We start from the raw sequence: 21,141 nt of genomic DNA, 5'->3' as shown, positions 1-21,141 counted from the left end.
GTAGGGCGAGGACGAACATTAAGGGGAGGACGCTCAGCAGGGGGGGGGGCTGATTCCCGAGGCGGCTGTGGCAAACCACCTAAGCTGTGGCCAGCGCCATTACCTGCAGGCACCGGTGTATCCATGGGAGGGCGCTGTGGTGACTGTGGTGGGCGTTGGGTTGGTCGCTGTGGCCGACTGCCTGGACCTGAAGGCCCCCCGTTGCCATCATAGCGAGGGTTGTTGTAAAAACTGTTTGAACGATTCCCTGGACCACTATCGGGTCGACCCCGATCGTTCGAGTAGTTATCAAACTCTTCTCCCTGTCTTGGCTGCCCTGGCTGTAAGCGTGCTGGTGGTCGACGGTCTTGATATGGGGCTGGGGGCTGGGGCTCTAAAGGGCGTGGCTCGTAGCGATCGCCATAGCTATCATCCCGATAGCGATCGCTGGGGATACGAGGTTGTCTGGATCCTGGTGTATCCCAGTCGTCCAATTCTGCACGATAAACCCGACGGGGACGTTCCTCATAGCGCCGTGGTGGTGGACCTTCACGCTCCCCTGACCTGACGCGGTTAGACTCTCGTTTGCTGATATCGTTGATAATCAAGGTAGTCAGCATCCCCACTAGCATTACCTGCTGAAAAGAAGCCAGCAGCTCCATATTTAAATGGGCTAGCAGGAAGACGCCAGACAGCAAAAGTAGGATTGAGTAAACCTTGTCAGAGCTGCGTTCATAGCCCGGCTTAAATTTGTCTAGAAAGAAAAGCCCAACCGCACCAAGAATGAGTATTAATCCAACCAGCAGCGGGACAGGAGTACCAAAATTCACAATTGCTTCCTCGTATTATGGTGGCCCTCTAACAGGCGTTTTGCCTGACATGACTATTCCATAGCCACCAATTCTATCCTAGCGGGCAGCTTTGGATTTGTCTTTTGATAAATCAGCTCAGAATTTGTTCAATGGTCAAACTGCAGTCATAAAAAAGAGCACAGCATCGGCTGTACTCTCGGTTCGTTTACACAAGACATTGACCAGGAAATTATCGCTGCTCTTACCTATACTTAAAGACTTAAAGTACTTATGTTTACTTCAAGCCAAATGCAATAAGGTTTAGCGTCTGATTTTGTCGCGCTGACTGATAAAGACAAGAGCAACAGTTACTGGGATCACTACAATTGCAGCTCCAGCAACCAGGCTCAGTAAGAAATTAGTCAGTGAAGGTGTCATGGCTTTACTCTTTAGTTCCGCAAACGTTTGTAATGCTTGCTTAATATAGTATCGAGCAACGTTAACCTTGAGAAGCCTTTTCATTGGGGCAAAAAACAGGGTTAATGTGCTTGAAAACGCTAAATGCTTTTTACATCAAGGCTTTTTAGTTTTTTTACTAAAAAGATTGCGAATGTGCAGGCCATAGCCATCGAGCTAAGCTTTACAATCCTTAAAGTGAATCACTCATTTAACGAGGAACATTGACGATGTCAGGTATCACAATTGGCAATTGGATCGTTGGACCGCTGCTAGCGGTGATGACCTTACTGTTTATTTTCCGCATCGTTCTTACTTGGTACCCCGAGGCAGAATCCACCAAGTTTCCCTTCAATTTGGTGTACTGGCCGACTGAGCCGTTTTTGATGCCCGTACGTAAAATAGTCCCTCCGTTTGGTGGAGTAGATATTTCTCCCATCATTTGGGTGGCCTTTATCAGCCTATTGCGCGAAATATTAGTAGGGCAACAAGGATTACTAAAGATGTTCTAGCTAACCTAGTTAGGACAAATGTATGCAGAATAGAAAGGCAATAGCCCCTGTCTACTAGAACGGATTTGGAGAGACCCTTAGTGCCTTCCGCTGCTGCTGCAACGACGCTACTAAAAGACCCTGAACGCTTAGCAACTCGTCTCAAGGAAATTCCCCAGGAACCGGGCGTTTATTTCATGCGAGATGGGGATGATCAAATCCTTTATATAGGTAAGTCCAAAAGCCTGCGCAATCGAGTACGTTCCTATTTTAGGAATGGACAACAGCACCACGCGCCGCGCATCAGTGTCATGGTGACCCAGGTGGTGGATATCGAATTTATTGTTACGGATACTGAGGCCGAGGCGCTGGTGTTAGAGGCTAACTTAATTAAGCAGCATCAGCCTTATTTTAATGTGTTGCTTAAGGATGACAAAAAATATCCGTATCTCTGCATTACTTGGTCAGAAGATTACCCGCGCATCTTTATTACTCGTAAGCGTCGAAAAACCACCAAGAAAGATCGCTACTACGGTCCTTATGTAGATACGGGTTTGCTGCGCCGGACGCTGCATATTTCTAAAAAAATATTTCCGCTGCGGCAGCGACGTCAGCCTTTATTTAAAGATCGACCTTGCTTGAATTATGACATTGGCCAATGTCCTGGGGTATGCCAACAGCTGATTACGCCGGGAGACTATCACAAGATTGTCCAAAAGGTGGCAATGGTTTTTCAGGGGCGGGTGCAGGAATTGGAGTCAATCTTGGCAGCCCAAATGGAAAAGGCGGCTGAAAAGCTTAACTTTGAGCATGCGGCACGACTGCGGGATCAGATTCGTGGATTGCAAACGTTGAGTGCCCACCAAAAGGTGGCGTTGCCGGATGACACAATTTCGCGGGATGCGATCGCACTCTCCGGTGACGATCAGCACACCTGTATTCAGCTATTCCAAATTCGAGCAGGACGCCTTGTGGGACGTTTAGGCTTTGTGGCCGAGACCGAGTCAGGCACACCGGGGCAAATTTTGCAGCGGGTGCTTGAAGCGCATTATCCCACCGTAGATGCGGTGGAAATTCCCAGCGAAATCATGGTGCAGCACCCGTTGCCGGATGCCGATATGCTGGCGGAGTTTCTTACCCAGCAAAAGGGACGTAAAGTTACCATCGAAGTGCCCCAGCGGCAATCCAAGGCAGCGTTGGTGGAAATGGTGGAGCGCAATGCCCAGTATGAGCTAGCGCGCACCCAGCGGTTTGCCGATCGCAATAACCAGGCAATGCAGGATTTGGCGGAAATTGTCGATCTACCGGGTCAGCCCAAGCGCATAGAAGGCTATGACATTTCCCACATTCAAGGCTCAGATGCCGTGGCTTCCCAGGTGGTATTTGTGGATGGTCTGCCTGCGAAACAACATTATCGTCACTACAAGATTAAAAATCCCAAGGTTACCAGCGGTCATTCCGATGACTTCGCCAGTATGGCTGAAGTGATCCGTCGTCGCTTTCGCAAATATGCAGAAGATCCGTCTAAGGAACGGATTGGCAATCCAGACTGGCCCGACCTCGTGATGATTGACGGTGGTAAAGGGCAGCTCTCAGCCGTGGTCGAAGTGCTAAAAGATCTCAACTTGCTCAGTGAGTTAAATGTGGTGAGTCTGGCGAAAAAACGCGAGGAGATCTTTTTGCCAGGGGAATCCATGCCATTGCCCACTGAAGCAGAACAGCCGGGAGTGCAGTTATTGCGACGGTTACGGGATGAAGCCCACCGATTTGCCGTCAGCTTCCACCGCAAAAAACGCACAGATCGCATGCGTCGTTCTCGTCTCAGTGAGATTCCTGGTCTGGGCCACCATCGACAAAAGATGCTGCTAGCTGAGTTTAGGTCCATCGACTATATTCGTGAGGCCAACGTAGAACGGCTGACAGCGGTATCGGGGGTGGGACCTAAGTTAGCTCAGCAGATCTATGATTACTTTCATCCAGAATCGTCTTAGGAAATTAACCTCTCAATCAGCAAAATGAATGACGATTGGCCATTCGATCAAGCTAAAAATGTGGCTGCTATTACGACTCGACAGGTTTTGGATGAGCATCATTCCATACCCATCGAAGAGAAACTGGTAGTAAAGACGGTTGTCTCAAAACGACAGGGAGTCATCACCGTAATTCGAGCTTAGGGGCAATTTTTGTCCAAATATATGGCCATATCCTCAAATACTGTTTTGGAATGCATGATGAGTGAATGTAAGGTCGGTACTCGCATTGCACCTTGACTAAACTGTCCGCTGGCTTCTGCAATGGTAAGAAGACCATCGTTAATCTCATCACCTAGGGGGAGCCACGCCGCTCTAGGACCAGCCGTACCCCCATAGATTTTCACATTTTCGGGCATAACCAATTGATTCATAAAACCATCTTGACCCAGCATCTGACCCATTTCACCCGTCAGCACACGATAGGGCAACAGCTTTGAAAAGACTTTTGCCGCTTTGCAAGCGATCATCGGCGGTGCCAGAAAGAAACAGACTTTAGGCTGCTGTTTCAGTAAGGGCAAGGCATTGCGAATGATCACAGCTCCTAGGGAATGACCGATCAAGCCATAGTTTTTGGTATGCAATCGATGAATTAAAGCCATGAGGCGATTCGTTACCCGATTTAGAGATTCAAAGGTGGCTGAATACCCAAATAGATGAGCGCGATAGCCCAACTGTTTTAATCGATGTTGCAATATCACCATGGAAAGGGGTGTCCTACCCATGCCATGGATCAAGATCAAATCCATTGAAGTCATTAATCGTCATAGCTAACGCGACCACGTGATGCTTTGCGCTGGCTACGTTTGGTTTTGTTATCAAGACGCCTTTGCTTGGCCGCTTTACTAGGCTTGGTGGGTTTACGCTTTTTCTTAACCGCCATGGCTGCTCTAATCAGCTGCTGTAGTCGTTCCAAGGCATCAGTCTTATTACGGAGCTGAGTGCGGTAAGCCTGAGACTTAATATGAATTACTCCACCTTTGGTTATGCGACTATCGTTTAAGGTCAGCAGTCTAGTTTTATAGTGCTCAGGCAGCGATGAGGCCAATATATTAAAGCGGAGGTGTATGGCTGTGGCAACCTTATTAACGTTTTGACCGCCCGCACCTTGCGATCGCACCGCCTGTAGTTCAATTTCACTATCTGGAATGGTTACCTGGTTAGAAATCCTCAGCATTGCCCGTTTACTCCCATAGCCCCACCTTCAGCATAACCAACTAAACTCTAAAGAAGTTTTGAAGGCTGAATTTTGAAGTTTGAATAGGGCGTAAAGTTCGTAACTCAAACGCCAATCCTGCTCAATTAATAGCCTAGTAACCCTTATGGCTTCAGTTGTGATGTCTCTGCTTAAGTATCCTCAACGTCTAGTGCAAGTAATCCCGACGCTACTTGCCGTTTACTACGCTTACATGCTTGAGTATCGTGCTGAACTTATGTTTTGGGTGCTTTCGGGGTCATTTCCGTTAATCCTTATGGGGTTGTGGCAAGAAGCCGCTCGCAGCGGACAGTTTGAACTGAATCCCGATGATGTGGTGCGCTATTTTTTAGCGGTTTTTGTTGTGCGACAGCTGACCGTTGTTTGGGTTATTTGGGATTTTGAGCGTGAGGTTTTAGAAGGTAAGCTATCGCCGCTATTGCTACAGCCACTAGATCCGGGCTGGCGTCACTTTTCATCTCATCTAGCCGAACGCCTGGCCAGGCTACCATTTATTGCCGCTTTAGTAGCGCTGTTTTTAGTCTTATACCCTGTCGCTCGTCAAAGGCCTACCCACATTGTTTGGGGGTTAGTGGCGATTAGTTTGGCCTTTTGTCTGCGCTTTTTAATGCAATATACCTATGCCATGATGGCATTTTGGGTTGAGCGCGCAACGGCAATTGAACAATTCTCGTTTTTGCTTTACACCTTTTTCTCAGGCATGGTGGCACCGCTTACCCTATTCCCTGAGACCGTTCGCGCAATTGTCATGTGGACTCCATTTCCCTATTTAATTTATGTGCCCGCCAGTTTGATGGTTGGTTTACCTATTCAAATTGGTAAGAGTATTTTAATTACCCTGGCATGGTGTCTAATTTTTTGGTGCTTCAATCGTTTGCTATGGCGGCAGGGTTTAAAGCGCTATTCAGGCATGGGGGCTTAAGTAGCTGTATTTAAACACAGCACATACAGTACTTAAGTATGTGTAGAAAACATAAACTTAGAGATGGTTATGCAAAGTTAATATGTGGCCTGTTCGTCTTAACTTTAAAGCATGTCTAATCGTCTTTATATTCCCCATATTTTCACTGATTAAGTTGAACTTTTTTATTAGACAAAAGCTTTTATTGCCTATCTCTTAACTAACACTTTACGGACTACCTGAAGACCACCGACTAAAGTGGTAATGAGAGTTTTCTTAGGAACAACGCTCGGTTAGATGGCTGATGTTTGATGTTGGTAGCTTTCATTACACTGGTTGATGGGCTCAGTGATCGTCACGAAAGTCTTTGTTATTCCAGAGTCAGAACACTGCCATTATTTCTAACTAAATTTAGGTGTAAGACCTAGCCAATTCAGCCCCCGTATTAAACAACTTCCTGAATTGTTTTTATTATGACTACTATCCAACTTGACGCACGCGCTTTATCCACTGGAGTTCTTGATTCTGTTACTAAAATCTCTCCTTTTCAAGCTATTCAACCCGACAGTCAAAAACTGATTGCTGAGCACCTTAATCAGTTAGATCTAACCGAGTTAATTACTGTTTGTCAGCGTAACCGTTATCCAGAGCAGGCACCGTTTTCGGAGCTAATGCGTCGCTACAAATCCCATGTAGATCGTCAGCTTTATCATCTTGCTCCAGATTGGTCCGACCGAGCTGATCTAGCTCAAGAGGTTTGGATTCGTGTCTATCGCAACCTAAATCGTCTGCAGGCACCCGTAAAGTTCAAGGGTTGGATGAGTCGTATTACCACTAATTTGTTTTATGACGAGCTACGTAAGCGTAAGCGTCACGCAGGCACGTTATCTCTAGACGCCCCTAGGCATTTGGATGATGGTCAGGTTGATTGGGAGATTGCCTCAGAAGACCCTAGTCCCGTGGATACGATGATGACCCATGAGTTTTATGAGCGTTTACAAGCAGCTATAGCTGAATTACCTGAAGTATTCCGCACTACTATTGTTTTGAGAGAGATTCAAGGTCTGCCCTACGAAGAGATTGCTGAAATTACCGGCGTTTCCTTGGGTACTGTGAAGTCTCGTATCGCTCGGGCTCGCTATCGTCTACAAGGTGAGCTGAAGCGCTACATCGATGGTCAACATACTGCCTAGTTAGAAATCTTGTCGATTCTTCCAAGGCCTGTTGCTACGATGGAGCTGATGACTTGGGAGTTAATGACAGTGCGGCGATATTTAAGGGTATTGCGGCTGTTTTGGGAAGTTGCGATCGCAGCTGAACTTGAATACCGCCTGAATTTTATAATTGCCACCCTCAGTAGCCTAACGGCCTTGGGTGGCAGTTTATTTGGTTTGTTTTTATTCTATCGCACGGGCTACGAGTTTCAAGGATGGCAATGGCAAGAAGCGCTAGTGGTATTGGGTGTTTTTACCATGCTACAGGGGTTTGCCGCTACATTTTTGAGCCCTAATCTGAGTCGAATTGTTAGGCATGTACAGGACGGCACCTTAGATTTTGTCCTGCTTAAGCCCATTAGCTCTCAGTTTTGGCTGTCGACACGCACGATTTCACCTTGGGGATTTCCAGATCTGGTGCTAGGGGCTGTCATGATCCTATACGCAGGCAACCAACTGGGATTGGGTATGGGGAATTACTTGGCCGCCATGGTCCCCCTGGCTTTAGGCTTTATGAGTTTATACAGTCTGTGGTTTATGTTAGGAGCCACGAGTATCTGGTTTGTCAAAATTTATAACGTAACAGAAGTACTACGGGGCTTTTTAGAAGCTGGCCGGTTTCCGATAGTGGCTTATCCCGCTGCGTTTCGTATATTTTTCACCTTTGTGATTCCGGTCGCTTTTTTAACTACAGTGCCTGCCCAAGTGTTTCTTAATCGCATTGAAGTTACCTGGTTAGCGGGCTCTGGACTGCTCGCCTTAGGGTTATTTCAAGTATCCCGTTTATTTTGGCGATTTGCATTACGTTTTTACACCAGTGCATCCAGCTAGGGGGATTGCAGGCAATGCCCCTACAATGCGTAAACTAGCCAAGGTCACCAGGCATCGGATGTCATGAAATTTACCCCCCGTTCTCTCCACATTGTTAGTGTGTTGTCATTGTTGTTAACCGCCTGTAATGGCAACTCCCAGAACAACAGCAGCGATACATTAGTCATCTTAGGATCCTTAACTGGCGTAGGTCAGGAGATTGTTGAAGAGGCCTTTGCCCCCTTTACTGCCGAGACTGGAATTGAGGTGGTTTATGAAGGTACAGATGCCTTCTCCACTGTGTTACCCATTCGGGTGGCGGGAGGAGATGTGCCAGATTTAGCAATTTTTCCACAGCCTGGGCTCATGAGAGATCTGGCAAGAGAAGGAGCCCTGACTCCCTTAAATGATATTGTTGAGCTGCCCGCATTAACCGCTGCCTTTGGCCCCGACTGGGTCGATTTAGGCACCGTGGATGAACAAGTTTATGGATTGTGGATGCGGTCCGATCCAAAAAGTTTAGTTTGGTACAACCCTGATGCCTTTGAAGCGGCTGGCTATAACATCCCTCAAAGTTGGGATGAACTGATCGGTCTTACTGAGAGAATTGCAGCTGATGGTAAAACACCCTGGTGTTTTGGCCTGGAGAGTGGAGAGGCCACCGGATGGGTGGGTACTGACTGGGTAGAAGATATTTTGTTGCGAACGGCAGGCACTGAGGTATATGACCAGTGGGTCGCCCATGAGATTCCCTTTAACTCTCCCCCGGTTAAAGAGGCCTTCCAAATGTTTGGAGACATTGTGCGTAACGATCGCTATGTGCGTGGTGGCGTTGTTGGTGCCATCAGTACTCCCTTTGGAGATGCGCCAGCCCCCATGTTTGATCAACCTCCAGGCTGTTATCTGCATCGTCAAGCTAGCTTTATTACCGATTTTTTGCCCGATACCGTTGAGCCAGGGAAAGACACTCGGGTCTTTTTATTGCCGGGGGATGGGCCGCAATCACCTCTGTTAACGGGCGGTTTGGTAATTGCGATCACCAATAATTCCCCAGCGGCCCAAGCGGCCATTAACTATCTAACAACGGTGACTCCCCACGAAAGTTGGGCTGCCCGTGGCTATATTAGTCCCCACCAAGAGGTGGACTTGGCTATCTACCCCAATGATGGAGTGCGCCAAATGGCAGCCGTATTGACCCAAGCCGAAACCATTCGCTTTGATGGTTCTGACTTGATGCCAGCGGCGGTAGGCACCGGTACGTTTTGGGCTGAAATGGTCAACTACATCAGCGGCACAGACGTTGATACGGTGCTATCGGCCATTGATGCGAGTTGGCCAGAAGAATAGTTTGTAGATGCCAAACGATAAAGCTGCAAGGTGCGATCGTAATAGTCATCGGTAAACCCTAAGGCTTCCATTCCGAGCCGAGTCATGACCCGCTGAGACCGAATATTGTCTGGGGTAGTAACTGCATAAATAGTGGGTAGCTGTTTTGTGTGAAACCCATACTGAAGAAGGGTACTGGCTGCTTCAGTAGCATAACCATAGCCCCAACTTGCAGGACGAAAATGCCAGCCAATTTCAATTTTGCCACTGTCAGTTTTGTCGTTCTTAGGTAAAGGAATCAGCAGAATGCTGCCGATGGCTCGATCAATGGCTTTTTCAACAACGGCCCAAATTCCTAGGCCGTCAACACAGCGTTCACAATAGCGCTGTAGTCGTTCTTGGGTCATCTGAATAGAACTGTCAGACTGACCCTGTAGCCAACGTGTCACCCTGGGATCGCCGTAAATATCAAATGCTTGCTGAGCGTCGTAAATCGGACGCCAATCGCGAATTGTTAATCGATCAGTTGTCAGTCGCATAAAGTAGAGCCAATGATTATAGACTCGATATTTTAGCGATGGTGTCACAAAATCAATGGATGATTTTGTAATTATTGAAGATTTCGCCGTAGGACCCTTCCATGGAAGAACCCTACGACGAAATCTTTATGGTCGACTGACCAACGACCACAATGGATGGGAGGGTCCCTGTCGACGAATTTTAGCTAATTGGCTCTCTAAACGTTGGCGCTCGATAGGAGAAATACCTAAGACTAAATGACGAATTTCACGGACTAGTAGAGTGCTAGCCAAACCGACGCACAAAAAGAACCCCACAGCTCCTAAGAAGTTATACTTCAATCCGTAGTAGACAGAGGTCCAGGTGAAATAATCCAACAGTAAGCTGATTTCTGAACGCAGCTGCCATAGAGTTAACGGCCCAATTGTTAGCCATATACCCACCGTCAACCGCCACCAGGTCGTTAAAGAATGCTGTCTCAGAGCTTCAATGGCCCGTTCGGTGGCGACTGTGGTGTAATTGCTGTCGATGTTTTTAGAACCGTTGGAAGAAGTCACCTCTCTGATTAATCAATCTCCTTTGCGACGTATTTAAGATAGACGGCTTATAAAGTTACTCCGTGGCTGATGTCGCCATATCTGTATTAGAGCTAGAGCTAGATCGCCACAAAGCCAGCAGCGTACTAGCAATAAAGATACTCGAATAGGCTCCGGCTAAAAAGCCAACAATCAGTGCTAAGGCAAAGAACTTAAGGGTATCTCCCCCAAAAATCACGATGGCTAATAGGGGAAGCGCCGTTGTCATGGTGGTGTTGATGGAGCGCCCTAATGTTTGATTAACAGCATCATTCACCGTTTGATCAATATCCTGATCGGGCATCAGTTTGAAATTTTCACGGATGCGATCGTAGATGACTACGGTGTCGTTGACGGAAAAGCCAACAATTGTCAGTAGTGCCACAATAAATAAACTGTCTGCCTCGTACCCAATGGTGAGCCCCAGAATTGAAAAAATACCTAGGGTGATGACTACGTCGTGCAGCAGGGCTAGGAGTGCTAGCAATGCATAGTCAAATTTAAACCGAAGACTTAAATAAACAGTGATCCCAACAAAAGCAACCAATAGAGAGAGCAGACCAGCCACTAAAAGTTGTTCACCAATGGTTGGGCCAACGACATCGATTTTTGAAGCTGTTGGATCAATCTCACCGAGATAGCCTTCTAAGGCTGAGCGCAGTTCTGTTTGTTCGTCTACGTCTAAGTTGCGGGTACGAATGGATAGGGCTTGGCCAGAATCGCCCACTAGCTGTAGGCTGCTGCCTTCCAACCCTTGCTCATCTAAAATAGTGCGAATTTCGACGATATCAATAGGATCGGTGCAGCTTACCCCATCGCTGCAGTTGCGTTCTAGCTGTAGTCGTGTCCCACCAATAAAGTCTAGTCCTGGTTTAACAGGGCCATTAAACTGTGACCATGACAGGGCCATGGCCGCAAGGCTGACGACGACCAAGACACCAGAAACGAGCCACCAGATACCGCGTTGTTTAACGACGTTCAATTTCATGATTGGGACGGTTGCGAAGTAGAGGGCAGATCGGTGGCTAGGCTCGGGGCAAAATAGCCCACCTTGCGAAATTGAGGAAAGCTAATCACAAAGAAAAGAAGATTTCGGGTGCAGGTGAAGGCTGTAAACAGACTCACTGCCACACCGACTGCCAGGGTAAGGGCAAAGCCTTTAACTAAACCAGCACCAAACCAGAACAAGGCAGCACAGGCAATGATGGTGGTGACATTGCTGTCGAGAATGCTGGAGAATGCTCTATAAAATCCTGACTCTACGGAACGGTAGAGGGTTTTACCGGCTCGCAATTCTTCGCGGGTGCGCTCGAAGATAAGGACGTTCGCGTCTACTGCCATACCGATACTGAGAATGAAACCGGCAATACCTGGCAGGGTCATGGTCACACCCAAAATGTTGTAGGCCGCCCAGGTGAGCAGGGCATAAACTACCAAGGCAACGTCCGCCAAGAGTCCGGGTAGACGATAATAAACGGCCATAAAGACCAGCACTAAGATCAGGCCTGCAAGGCCTGCGTATAGGCTACGTTGAATGCTATCGCGACCCAACGTAGCGCCGACCGTGCGATTTTCGACCACTTCTACGGGCACGGGCAAAGCACCGCCCCGTAATTGAATTTCTAAATCCCTGGCTGCTTCGGCATTGAAACTACCTGAGATAGTGGCACTATTGCCGGAAATACCTGTGGCAGCATACTGTACATCAACTGTGGGGGCACTAATTAGTCGATTATCCAGGAAAATGCCCAAAACTCGACCTGTGCCTGCGATATTACGGGTCATTTCGGTGAAAAGAGTACCGCCTTCGTTGTTGAAGTAAATGGAGACTTGCCATGATTGACCGGTGCCTAGGGGACTGGCTAAAGCATCTGTGAGTTTGTCCCCAGTCAAATCAGTATCTTCGAACAGTTCCAACAATGTTTCACGGCTGGTTTGCAGGTTCGCTGTAACCCGGTCAAGTTCAGCCAGCTGCTCATCGGTGATGTTCTCATTACCAACAGCTAGGATAGTTGCCTGCTCAAGTTCTTGCTGGTTGACAATATCTGAGATCGCCCTCAGTTGGCCTTCAGTCCCTGGTCTTTGGGAGCGAAACTCTAACTGGGCTGTACCCCCTAATACACGCTGAGCTTGGGCTGGGTCGCTGACACCTGGCAGCTGAATCAGCAGCTGATCTTGCCCAGAGCTTTGGACGATGGCTTCTGACACACCGAGGCCATTAACTCGGTTTTCGATGACCCGTTGGACGGCTTCTAACTCTCGTTCAGAGATTTGAGTGACCTGTTCATTGGTTAGTACTTGGAGGGTGAGTTGGGAACCACCTCGCAGGTCTAAGCCTAGCTGGGTGGGCAGTTGCACAATGGTAAACACTGCTGCGATCGCAAGTCCAACAATGACCACCAACATCGAGCGTTGTTTACCCATGGCCCTTCTCCGTATTATCCATACACCGGTCCTTGTACGTGTGACTAGCTATCCAACCAAACATCCTATTATAGGTTGCCGTTATTGGTTCCATTAATCCCTTGGTAGAAATAAAAAAGCACAGAAGATAAGGCTATCCTCTGTGCTCATGATGCCTATTTAGTAATGACCTACACCCGTGCAGTCATCATTTTTTCCACAGCCTCAACAATTTGTTTGGGCTGCACAATGGTCAGACTTTCCAAACGACCATTGTAGGGAGTTGGAATATCTTGGGAAGACAGACGCATCACCGGCGCATCTAGTTCATCAAAGAACCGATCGTTGATCGATGCAATAATTTCGGCGGCAATTCCCCCAGTGCGCATACACTCTTCGACAATGATCACCTTGTGGGTTTTGCGAATTGATGCCCCAATGGTGTCGTAGTCGATGGGCTTTAGGGAAATCAGGTCGATGACCTCTGGGTCAAATCCCTGGGCTTCAATGCCTTTGACTGCCTGCAGTACATGGTGACGCATACGAGAATAGGTGAGGATAGTGACATCCTTACCGGGGCGAACCATTTCAGCCTTATCCAATGGCACCAAGTACTCATCGCTAGGCAAGTCTTCCTTCAGATTGTAAAGCAGCACATGCTCAAAGAAGAGAACAGGGTTTTTATCGCGGATAGCTGACTTAAGCAGACCTTTAGCGTTGTAAGCCGTAGAGCAGGCCACAATTTTCAGACCGGGCACCGCTTGGAAGTAAGCCTCCAGACGCTGGGAGTGCTCTGCGCCTAACTGACGACCCACACCACCCGGTCCACGAATCACCATGGGGATATGGTAGTTACCACCAGAGGTGTAGGGCAGCATGCCTGCGTTATTGGCGATTTGGTTAAAAGCCAACAGTAAAAAGCCCATGTTCATGCCTTCGACAATGGGCTTTAGGCCGGTCATGGCGGCACCTACGGCCATACCGGTAAAGCTGTTTTCCGCAATGGGGGTGTCTAGCACCCGCAGGGGGCCATATTTTTCGTACAGCCCTTTGGTGACCTTATAAGAACCGCCATAGTGGCCCACATCTTCACCGATAACAAAGACGGTTTCATCCCTGCCCATTTCTTCGTCCACGGCTTCCCGCAGGGCGTTAAATAAAAGTGTTTCTGCCATTTAGATACCCTATTGATTTGCTAACTGCGATTAATTCAGGAGGCGGATTTCACATTACTCTTCCGCAAAGATGTAGCGATGAAGCTCAGCGGGAGAGGGCTCAGGGCTTTCTTCGGCAAACTTGACGGCGTCTTCGACGTGGGCTTCGATCCGCTTTTTAATCGCCTTAAGCTCAGCTTCGTCAGCTAGGTTTTGTTCAATCAAATATGCTTCCATGCGGACGAGGGGATCGCGGGCCTGCCACTCGTCTTTCTCGGCCTGCGATCGCAATTCATCAGGATCCGCCAGTGAGTGACCCCGGAAACGATAGGTCAAACACTCGATTAAGGTGGGACCTTCACCCGCACGGGCGCGGGCAATGGCCGCCTGGGCGACCTCGCGTACTGCTAGCACATCCATACCATCAACCTCATAGCCAGGCATACCAAACACGCTGGCCTTTCGATAAATCTCGGTTTGAGAAGACGCCCGCTCGTGGGCCATCCCAATCGCCCACTTATTGTTCTCAACTACGAATAGAATGGGTAGATTCCATAGAGCCGCCATATTCAGGCACTCGAAAAACTGACCATTGTTCGTTGTACCATCACCAAAGAAGGCAGCAGTCACCTGGTCAGCAGAGGCATCGCCCAGGGCATCACGGCGATATCGCGACTGAAATGCCGCGCCCAGGGCTACAGGGATGCCTTCACCGATAAAGGCAAAGCCCCCCAGCAGGTTGTGCTCTTTGGAAAACATATGCATGGAGCCACCCCGACCCTTGCTGCAACCAGTCTCTTTACCAAAGAGTTCGGCCATTACGGCATTGGCGGGTACTCCGGCACTTAGGGCATGAACATGGTCACGATAGGTGCTGCACACATAGTCATCAGGGCGCATCGATTTGATGACTCCGGTGGAGACAGCTTCTTGACCGTTATAAAGGTGTACAAATCCGAACATCTTGCCCCGATAGTACATTTCGGCGCATTTATCTTCGAAATAGCGGCCCAGGACCATATCTTCGTATATCCTCAGGCCCTCCTGCTTATCGAGCTTTGCCGAAGTTGCTTGAAATGTTGGTAATGTCCTTTCCTGAACCATTGGCTTGCCAATCGCCTCGCCGCAATACAAATTATGATTATTCCAAAAAAGTGATCAATTCATGATCACCGCGCGCTTACGCGGATATTTGTTGGCCCGATTAAGTTAAAATCGACCGAACATAATTTTAGACGACAATCTCGCTTTCCCGGTGACCGATGTTTTTAATCTGCTTGAATATCCACTTAAATTGAGTGGTCGTACCTGGCAGATCAATCCTTAGTATTTGCTTGGTATTGTAGATCTGAGGACTTTATTTTGAAGTTTCTTTCTGCCCTAGAACCAGCAAAGCAGGTAGATTTATGGGGACTGCTACATAGGAAAATGCCCACTAAAAACAGTGGCTTTATAACCTTAATTTCCTCAGCCAATTGTCTGAAAAGTTTGATTCATTGCTGTAGGCTTTCAAATATCAGCATTTCATCGCTATTATGTATGCGGTTTTAAGTAGGCAACTGTTTTACCCGGCTCAGGTAGTTTCTATCCATCCATATTATAGGGATGTTCATTAGTGCCTGTACTAGAGTTCTGCAAAGCCTCACACACAAGCTGAAGTTAACTTGAGTGCTAAGGAAGTCACTGTGCAAATTCCGCTAGATTATTACCGAATTCTGGGGCTGCCCATGCAAGCGACAGCGGAACAACTGGAGCAGGCTCATCGTGATCGTACTTTACAGTTACCTCGTCGGGAATATTCGGAGTTTGCAATTCAATCCCGTAAACAGCTGATTGATGCCGCCTATGTTGCTCTAAAAGACTCAGGCACCCGTCAGGTTTACGATGCTCAACTTTTGGCGGCAGGTGCTGAGCCCGCTTTAATTGAAATTTATGAGCAGCAGCTTATCGGAGCGTTGCTGGTGCTGTTGGAACTGGGTGAATATGAGCTGGTTATTCGCTTGGGACGACCTTACTTAACTAGCGGAGCTAGTGCCCTAGAAGGGGGGGATGAGCATGCCCTTGCCGATGTTGTCTTGACCATTGGTCTGGCTTGTCTGGAACTAGGGAGAGAGCAGTGGCAACAGCACCAATACGAAAATGCAGCAGAGTCTTTGGAAACGGGTCAGGAACTCATGCTTCGGGAAAACCTATTTCCCGAGATGCAGGCAGAAATTCATGCAGATCTCGATAGACTTAAGCCCTATCGGATCCTAGAGCTGGTGGCTCGTCCCCTGGCCGATAAAGCGGCCAGACAACAAGGTGTCGCTTTATTGAAGTCCATGTTAGAAGCGCGAGGGGGCATTGATGGTGCCAATGATGATGCCTCGGGGTTAAGCGTTGAGGACTTTTTGCGATTTGTGCAGCAGTTGCGGAGTTACCTGACATCGGCAGAGCAACAGGATATTTTTGAGGGTGAAGCTCAGCGACCGTCATCCGTTGGTGTTTATCTATCGGTGTATGCACTTTTGGCGAGGGGCTTTGCTAAGCATCAGCCTAAGCTTGTGCGTCAAGCTAAACAGCGGTTGTCCTTGCTAACAGAGCGCCAGGATGTCTATCTAGAACAGGCTGTGTGTGCAGTGCTGCTAGGGCAAACCGAAGAGGCCACCTACGCCCTGGAGCGCAGCCATGAGAATGAACCCATAGCGTTTATTAGGGAGCATTCTGCAGGCGCGCCGGATTTGTTGCCTGGGCTGTGTTTGTACACTGAACGCTGGTTACAACAGGACGTGTTTCCCTTCTTTCGGGATTTGGATCAAAGCAATGTCACCCTCAAAGACTACTTTGCCAATGCGCAGGTGCAAGCTTACTTAGAATCCATGCCCCCTGAGGATGCAGTGCCGCAGCCTCCCATTGGCCGCTTTGGCACATCAGATTATGGTGGGTCAGGCTATAGTCGTGTGCCTACAGATTATGAGCGTCCATCGTTTGGATCGGCACCCTCTGTTGGTGTCGGTACAGCGGCCACGGTCGGCCTCGGTGCTGCTAGTGCCGCCGCTACTGCTGGCTCGCGTCCGATGGCCTACACAGCGGAGGAGGTTTCTAATCTATCTCCTGATGGCCAACTCGATGATGAATTAACTGCCAGTGTTGGGTTTGACGAGCCGGTTGTGAAAACTCGACGGCGTTCATCTCCTAAATGGGGGCGCTTAGCACTGGTGTTACTTTTGGCTCTGGGTGGCCTGATTGTACTGGGATTCATGATGTCTCAGCTATTGAGCTTGTTTGGCGGACTGTTTGGTGGGCCTAAGATCAAGGGCGATCCTTTAGATATTGATGTGACGCGTCCTGCTATTGAGCTGCCGACTGCAGATATTCAACCGACGGCCACCGGTGATGTACAGGTCATTGCTGAAGAGACCATTGAAAAGTGGTATGAGATAAAATCTGAGGCCATGGGTCCCCAGTGGAATGTTGATGCCCTGGCCGATATTTTGTTGGAACCAACGCTTGCCCAGTGGGTTGCTAAGGTAGAGAGCAATCAGCGGGAAGGTGTCCATCTAGAATATGAGCAATCTATTCAAAATCTGACTGCTGAAGAGCTTGGCGATGACCAGATTCAAGTGACGGCTGACGTCAGTGAAACGGGGAATGCTTATCAATTTGGTGAGTATAACGGTGCATTCTCCTATGAAGATCAGCTGACGGTGGAGTATAGCCTCAGAAAAGAAGACGATAAATGGATGATTGAGTCCTTTGCGGTGCAGTAGGGATTGCATATGGGGTGTTGGGCGCTTTATAGCGATGTTCTGTGGAACGTCTCTACGTTTTTAGGGTGAATTTTTCTTAGGGTAATTTGGTCAATGCTGCCCCATTACAAAGCGAAGCAGGTTTCGGTAAATCGTCGCCGGCATTACGAAATAGAAGGACAGCAACTGCCTGGAGTGACCACAGTCTTGTCAGCGACCAAGCCTTGGGAAGATAAAGAGCGTCTGTGGTGCTGGCGGGAGCGGGTGGGCGCTGAAGAAGCCAATCGCATTACCGCCAAAGCGTCACGATCTGGGACAAAAATTCACAAGGTGATTAAGGCCTATCTGCGTCAAGAAGACTGGGTGCTACCGGAGGGAACTGAAGGCTTTTGGGCATCTATTGAGCCGGTGCTCAAAAATATTGACGAAGTGCTTTTGGTGGAAGGAGCGGTGTGGCATCCACTTAAATTTGCTGGGTATCCAGATGCGCTCATGGTCTATGGGGGCCAGCTATTGGTCTGTGATTGGAAAACTGCACGACGTCCCAAACAACCAGAGTGGATTGAAGATTATTTTCTGCAGGTGGCGGCCTACTGCTGGGCTGTGAATTGGGTATATCGGGATTATGGCATTAAGGTGGAGCGGGCGATGGTTGCGATCGCACTCGAAGATGCCTCGCCGCAACTTTTTACACTTACCCCAGACAAATTAGACCAACACTGGGGACAATTTCAGCAGCGACTACGCCAATATTACCGGCTGAAATAGCCGTAATTAAAGGCATTGCTCTTAACACTCCTTTAATTACGCATAGAGAAAAATTTGATATACTTCAGGCGAAACTGCTACGAGTAAACACGGATATTCCGTTATTATCGCCTCTAAGGAGCCCTGCCATGGACGTTCTCGTTCCCTTTATTGTTACCTGGTTGATTACCACCATTGCTCTGGTAATTATTACTTTTTTGCCCACTGGTGTAGAGTCTGATAGCTTTGGGAAAACAGCGATTACGGCCCTCGTTTTTGGTGTGCTGAATGGCGTTGTCAATATTGTTGCTGGCCTACCAGTTTTAGGGGGTGTGCTGTGGTTAGTAACCCTGGGGGGCCTGCTGCTAAACCTGATTCTATTCGGTCTGTCTGCCAAGCTAGTTGAGGGGTTTCGCCTACGCTGGGGCATCTGGAGTGCGATTATCGGTGCCTTTTTGCTATCGGTTATCACCTCTATCCTGAACGCTGTCATCTAAATATTTGCGCAGCCCCAACATATCTGCGCGGCCCCAACAACTGAGCCTTTTGCTGGTTTATTTTTTTGAAGTTGAGGTGAAATAAGGAAGGAGCCCCTAGAGGCTCCTTCCTTATTGTTTGTTGATTAACTAGAGTAGGACTCGTTATTCTCAGAGAAATCTAAATAAAAATGTAGTTATCTATACTATGATTAAGACATTTACTGTTGGATAGTGGGGCAGAATTTACCCAATATCCACATTGCTTAGGGCGAAGGCTGATGATACTCGTACCACCCAGGTGTCACTGTGCCTTCTTGACTGAGCGTTTGGCTTAGGAGATGAGAATGTATGGCTGAGCTTGAAAAGATGCGGCGGTACAATGCGGTTGCGATCGCAAACCACTATCGCTTTCGTCTTTGGACAGTGCTGTGGCGGGCACTTTCGGTGGTATTAATGCTTGGCAGTTTTCTCTTAGGACTGCTGTTTGATAAAGGTTTAGGGCGTCAAGACATCAATGAGCCCAAACGAGCATCTCAATTGCGACAGATATTAACGGATCTTGGTCCCACCTTTATCAAGGTTGGTCAGGCCCTCTCTACGCGCCCTGATTTAATCAACCCAAAATTTCTAGATGAGCTGATCAAGCTTCAAGATCAGCTTCCCCCTTTTGATAGCTATGTAGCGAGCCTAATTATTGAAAAAGAGTTAGGTCGCACCCCTGACGAAGTTTATAGCTACATATCGCCTGAGCCGGTGGCCGCGGCTAGTCTGGGTCAAGTATATAAAGCTCGCCTCTACTCTGGAGAAGAGGTTGCGGTAAAGGTTCAGCGCCCTGGATTAGTGCCGATCATTTGCCGCGATCTATATTTGATGCGTTGGGCTGCCGGTTGGATTGCCCCCTGGTTGCCCCTCAATCTGGGCCACGACCTCACCTTGATCGTGGATGAGTTCGGCTCCAAGCTCTTTGAGGAAATCGACTACTTAAATGAAGGTCGTAATGCGGAGGCCTTCGCGGCTAACTTTGCCGATGACCCCAGGGTCAAGGTGCCAGCAATTTACTGGCGCTATACCAGTACCAGGGTGCTGACGCTGGAGTGGATTGATGGCATTAAGCTAACCGACATCGAGCGGGTGCAAGCGGCTGGTTTAGACTCTGATGACCTGGTTGGCATTGGTGTTTCGTCAGGCCTTCGACAGCTGTTAGAGTTTGGCTTTTTCCACGCCGATCCCCATCCCGGCAACCTGTTTGCCATGCCCAATGGGGCCATGGCCTACATTGACTTTGGCATGATGGATCAGCTGAACCAGGATATGAAGGAAACTCTGGTGGACTCAGTTGTGCATCTAATCAACCAGGAATATGACAAGCTGGCCGATGATTTTGTCAAACTCGGTTTTCTCACCCCTGATGTCGATGTGCGGCCCATTGTGCCTGCTCTGCAAGCAGTTTTTGATGGTGCCATTGGTGCCAGTGTGAGTAACTTCAACTTTAAGAGCATCACCGATAGGTTTTCAGAGCTGGTATATGAATATCCCTTCCGAGTACCCGCCAAGTTTGCACTGATTATTCGTTCGTTGGTTACTCAAGAAGGTCTGGCCCTCACCCTCAATCCGGAATTTAAGATTGTGGAGATTGCCTATCCCTATGTGGCAAGGCGATTGCTAATGGGTGAAACCGAATCTCTGCGGCGGCGACTGATTGACGTTTTGTTCAAGGATGGCCGCTTCCAATGGCAGCGTCTGGAGAATATGATTCGCATTGCCCAAGGCGATCAGGGCTTTAACCTGATTCCCACCGCCGGGTTGGGGATGCAATTTTTAATGTCTGACGAAGGTCAGTATCTACGTCAGCAAATTTTGGCTGCCCTTACTGAGGACAATCGTTTGCACACCGAAGAGGTCGGGCGTTTGTGGGATTTGGTAAAGGACGATTTGCAGCCTGATCAGCTCTTTGATGCAGCCTGGAGTGCGTTAGCAGATTTCTCTCGCAGTCAGGCAGCGGCGCTAGTCCCAGCTGAGCTAACAGCTGTACTATCAGGCAATAATTAGCGCCACCATTGACTGAGAGAGCGAATATCTAAGGGTACTCCGAGCAGAGCTTGAGTCTGTCTCGCTGGTAATTGTTGTGTCAGTAGACATTAAAAATGGACAATCCTATAGGGGCATTCCCTTGTGGAGGTCGGCTGAGCGCACCGTCGAAGCCTGTCCTTCGACATCAGGCACTATCAGTCAGGATTTTGTATAGGTTTTTAGAACGGTTAACAGAACGTTCTGTTATCTGACGTTCTGTTATCTATCGAACCCATCTTCTTCAACAGTAAT

Annotated in this window: 21 protein-coding genes; 11 read left to right on the top strand and 10 right to left on the bottom strand. The window is 48.4% G+C overall.

The genetic code is table 11. The features are described from left to right. Together DXZ20_RS09565 and psbX are read right to left on the bottom strand one after the other, a co-directional pair. Window positions 1–809 (bottom strand): Ycf66 family protein (locus DXZ20_RS09565; RefSeq protein ID WP_348918553.1); only part of this gene is annotated, 809 nt, incomplete at its 3' end. A gap of 282 nt (window positions 810–1,091) precedes the next feature. Further along, a complete protein-coding gene (gene psbX, locus DXZ20_RS09560) occupies window positions 1,092–1,208 on the bottom strand; it encodes a photosystem II reaction center X protein (protein WP_036020238.1) in 117 nt (38 codons plus the stop codon). 248 nt (window positions 1,209–1,456) lie between these two features. On the opposite strand from psbX, the gene DXZ20_RS09555 reads away from it, so the two are divergent. The 3 genes from DXZ20_RS09555 (at window position 1,457) to DXZ20_RS09545 (ending at window position 3,891) form a co-directional block, all read left to right on the top strand. Beyond that, window positions 1,457–1,738 carry a YggT family protein gene (locus DXZ20_RS09555; RefSeq protein WP_163697812.1) on the top strand — a complete coding sequence of 94 codons (282 nt, stop codon included), beginning with the start codon at window positions 1,457–1,459 and terminating at the stop codon, window positions 1,736–1,738. A gap of 80 nt (window positions 1,739–1,818) precedes the next feature. Next, window positions 1,819–3,708, top strand: a complete 1,890-nt coding sequence (uvrC, locus tag DXZ20_RS09550) for an excinuclease ABC subunit UvrC (RefSeq protein ID WP_163667707.1) — start codon at window positions 1,819–1,821, stop codon at window positions 3,706–3,708. Window positions 3,709–3,732: 24 nt separating this feature from the next. Continuing rightward, a complete protein-coding gene (locus tag DXZ20_RS09545; protein ID WP_163697810.1) occupies window positions 3,733–3,891 on the top strand; it encodes a hypothetical protein in 159 nt (52 codons plus the stop codon). On the opposite strand, the gene DXZ20_RS09540 is transcribed toward DXZ20_RS09545, so the two are convergent. Beyond that, window positions 3,888–4,505, bottom strand: a complete 618-nt coding sequence (locus tag DXZ20_RS09540; protein WP_250565699.1) for a lysophospholipase — start codon at window positions 4,503–4,505, stop codon at window positions 3,888–3,890. The two genes, DXZ20_RS09545 and DXZ20_RS09540, sit on opposite strands and share 4 nt — an antisense overlap. Beyond that, window positions 4,505–4,924: an alternative ribosome rescue aminoacyl-tRNA hydrolase ArfB gene (arfB, locus tag DXZ20_RS09535; RefSeq protein WP_163697808.1), complete on the bottom strand. Its 420-nt coding sequence runs from the start codon at window positions 4,922–4,924 to the stop codon at window positions 4,505–4,507. Before arfB ends, DXZ20_RS09540 begins: the two co-directional genes overlap by 1 nt. Window positions 4,925–5,069: 145 nt before the next feature. On the opposite strand from arfB, the gene DXZ20_RS09530 reads away from it, so the two are divergent. From DXZ20_RS09530 to DXZ20_RS09515, 4 genes are all read left to right on the top strand, one after another. After that, window positions 5,070–5,885, top strand: a complete 816-nt coding sequence (locus tag DXZ20_RS09530; protein WP_163667720.1) for an ABC transporter permease — start codon at window positions 5,070–5,072, stop codon at window positions 5,883–5,885. 452 nt (window positions 5,886–6,337) lie between these two features. Next, window positions 6,338–7,057, top strand: coding sequence for a sigma-70 family RNA polymerase sigma factor (locus DXZ20_RS09525; RefSeq protein ID WP_163667737.1), 720 nt, complete (start codon window positions 6,338–6,340; stop codon window positions 7,055–7,057). 48 nt (window positions 7,058–7,105) lie between these two features. Further along, window positions 7,106–7,909 carry an ABC transporter permease gene (locus DXZ20_RS09520; protein ID WP_250565698.1) on the top strand — a complete coding sequence of 268 codons (804 nt, stop codon included), beginning with the start codon at window positions 7,106–7,108 and terminating at the stop codon, window positions 7,907–7,909. A gap of 63 nt (window positions 7,910–7,972) precedes the next feature. Further along, window positions 7,973–9,235 (top strand): ABC transporter substrate-binding protein, encoded by a 1,263-nt coding sequence (locus DXZ20_RS09515; RefSeq protein ID WP_163667741.1) that lies wholly within the window; start codon window positions 7,973–7,975, stop codon window positions 9,233–9,235. Here the strand turns inward: DXZ20_RS09515 and DXZ20_RS09510 are convergent. The 6 genes from DXZ20_RS09510 to pdhA all read right to left on the bottom strand — a co-directional run bounded on the left by DXZ20_RS09510 (window position 9,169) and on the right by pdhA (window position 14,969). Beyond that, complete coding sequence (locus DXZ20_RS09510) at window positions 9,169–9,753, bottom strand: GNAT family N-acetyltransferase (RefSeq protein WP_163667744.1); 585 nt, start codon at window positions 9,751–9,753, stop codon at window positions 9,169–9,171. The two genes, DXZ20_RS09515 and DXZ20_RS09510, sit on opposite strands and share 67 nt — an antisense overlap. 126 nt (window positions 9,754–9,879) lie before the next feature. Continuing rightward, a complete protein-coding gene (locus DXZ20_RS09505) occupies window positions 9,880–10,290 on the bottom strand; it encodes a hypothetical protein (RefSeq protein ID WP_163667748.1) in 411 nt (136 codons plus the stop codon). Between the two features lie 55 nt (window positions 10,291–10,345). Next, a complete protein-coding gene (gene secF / locus DXZ20_RS09500; protein ID WP_163667751.1) occupies window positions 10,346–11,296 on the bottom strand; it encodes a protein translocase subunit SecF in 951 nt (316 codons plus the stop codon). After that, window positions 11,293–12,732, bottom strand: a complete 1,440-nt coding sequence (gene secD, locus DXZ20_RS09495) for a protein translocase subunit SecD (RefSeq protein ID WP_163667754.1) — start codon at window positions 12,730–12,732, stop codon at window positions 11,293–11,295. The genes secF and secD overlap by 4 nt, the downstream gene beginning before the upstream one ends. Window positions 12,733–12,902: 170 nt before the next feature. Continuing rightward, the gene (locus DXZ20_RS09490) at window positions 12,903–13,886 is read right to left on the bottom strand and encodes an alpha-ketoacid dehydrogenase subunit beta (RefSeq protein WP_006515268.1); all 984 of its coding nucleotides are present in this window, start codon (window positions 13,884–13,886) and stop codon (window positions 12,903–12,905) included. Window positions 13,887–13,940: 54 nt separating this feature from the next. Continuing rightward, entirely contained in the window at window positions 13,941–14,969 is a 1,029-nt protein-coding gene (gene pdhA / locus DXZ20_RS09485; protein WP_006515269.1) for a pyruvate dehydrogenase (acetyl-transferring) E1 component subunit alpha, read from the bottom strand. Between the two features lie 581 nt (window positions 14,970–15,550). Here pdhA and DXZ20_RS09480 point away from each other — a divergent pair. The 4 genes from DXZ20_RS09480 to DXZ20_RS09465 all read left to right on the top strand — a co-directional run bounded on the left by DXZ20_RS09480 (window position 15,551) and on the right by DXZ20_RS09465 (window position 20,868). Then, on the top strand, window positions 15,551–17,614 hold the full coding sequence (locus tag DXZ20_RS09480) for an IMS domain-containing protein (RefSeq protein WP_163697806.1): 2,064 nt from the start codon (window positions 15,551–15,553) through the stop codon (window positions 17,612–17,614). A gap of 93 nt (window positions 17,615–17,707) precedes the next feature. Next, the gene (locus DXZ20_RS09475) at window positions 17,708–18,361 is read left to right on the top strand and encodes a PD-(D/E)XK nuclease family protein (protein ID WP_163697804.1); all 654 of its coding nucleotides are present in this window, start codon (window positions 17,708–17,710) and stop codon (window positions 18,359–18,361) included. A gap of 128 nt (window positions 18,362–18,489) precedes the next feature. Next, entirely contained in the window at window positions 18,490–18,837 is a 348-nt protein-coding gene (locus DXZ20_RS09470) for a phage holin family protein (RefSeq protein ID WP_006515272.1), read from the top strand. A gap of 330 nt (window positions 18,838–19,167) precedes the next feature. After that, window positions 19,168–20,868 carry an ABC1 kinase family protein gene (locus DXZ20_RS09465; RefSeq protein ID WP_163667762.1) on the top strand — a complete coding sequence of 567 codons (1,701 nt, stop codon included), beginning with the start codon at window positions 19,168–19,170 and terminating at the stop codon, window positions 20,866–20,868. The last annotated feature ends 273 nt before the right edge of the window (window positions 20,869–21,141 follow it).

Origin of the sequence: Adonisia turfae CCMR0081, assembly GCF_011009555.1 — a bacterium.
Taxonomy (GTDB): domain Bacteria; phylum Cyanobacteriota; class Cyanobacteriia; order Phormidesmidales; family Phormidesmidaceae; genus Leptothoe; species Leptothoe turfae.
This window is presented reverse-complemented; position numbering and strand designations above follow the sequence as displayed.

Excerpts from the sequence above, each read along its gene's own strand:
- psbX (WP_036020238.1), bottom strand. The coding sequence starts at position 1,208 with ATGACACCTTCACTGACTAATTTCTTACTGAGCCTGGTTGCTGGAGCT.
- DXZ20_RS09555 (WP_163697812.1), top strand. The coding sequence starts at position 1,457 with ATGTCAGGTATCACAATTGGCAATTGGATCGTTGGACCGCTGCTAGCG.
- DXZ20_RS09545 (WP_163697810.1), top strand. The coding sequence starts at position 3,733 with ATGAATGACGATTGGCCATTCGATCAAGCTAAAAATGTGGCTGCTATT.
- DXZ20_RS09540 (WP_250565699.1), bottom strand. The coding sequence starts at position 4,505 with ATGACTTCAATGGATTTGATCTTGATCCATGGCATGGGTAGGACACCC.
- arfB (WP_163697808.1), bottom strand. The coding sequence starts at position 4,924 with ATGCTGAGGATTTCTAACCAGGTAACCATTCCAGATAGTGAAATTGAA.
- DXZ20_RS09530 (WP_163667720.1), top strand. The coding sequence starts at position 5,070 with ATGGCTTCAGTTGTGATGTCTCTGCTTAAGTATCCTCAACGTCTAGTG.
- DXZ20_RS09525 (WP_163667737.1), top strand. The coding sequence starts at position 6,338 with ATGACTACTATCCAACTTGACGCACGCGCTTTATCCACTGGAGTTCTT.
- DXZ20_RS09520 (WP_250565698.1), top strand. The coding sequence starts at position 7,106 with ATGACTTGGGAGTTAATGACAGTGCGGCGATATTTAAGGGTATTGCGG.
- DXZ20_RS09515 (WP_163667741.1), top strand. The coding sequence starts at position 7,973 with ATGAAATTTACCCCCCGTTCTCTCCACATTGTTAGTGTGTTGTCATTG.
- DXZ20_RS09510 (WP_163667744.1), bottom strand. The coding sequence starts at position 9,753 with ATGCGACTGACAACTGATCGATTAACAATTCGCGATTGGCGTCCGATT.
- secF (WP_163667751.1), bottom strand. The coding sequence starts at position 11,296 with ATGAAATTGAACGTCGTTAAACAACGCGGTATCTGGTGGCTCGTTTCT.
- secD (WP_163667754.1), bottom strand. The coding sequence starts at position 12,732 with ATGGGTAAACAACGCTCGATGTTGGTGGTCATTGTTGGACTTGCGATC.
- DXZ20_RS09490 (WP_006515268.1), bottom strand. The coding sequence starts at position 13,886 with ATGGCAGAAACACTTTTATTTAACGCCCTGCGGGAAGCCGTGGACGAA.
- pdhA (WP_006515269.1), bottom strand. The coding sequence starts at position 14,969 with ATGGTTCAGGAAAGGACATTACCAACATTTCAAGCAACTTCGGCAAAG.
- DXZ20_RS09475 (WP_163697804.1), top strand. The coding sequence starts at position 17,708 with ATGCTGCCCCATTACAAAGCGAAGCAGGTTTCGGTAAATCGTCGCCGG.
- DXZ20_RS09470 (WP_006515272.1), top strand. The coding sequence starts at position 18,490 with ATGGACGTTCTCGTTCCCTTTATTGTTACCTGGTTGATTACCACCATT.
- DXZ20_RS09465 (WP_163667762.1), top strand. The coding sequence starts at position 19,168 with ATGGCTGAGCTTGAAAAGATGCGGCGGTACAATGCGGTTGCGATCGCA.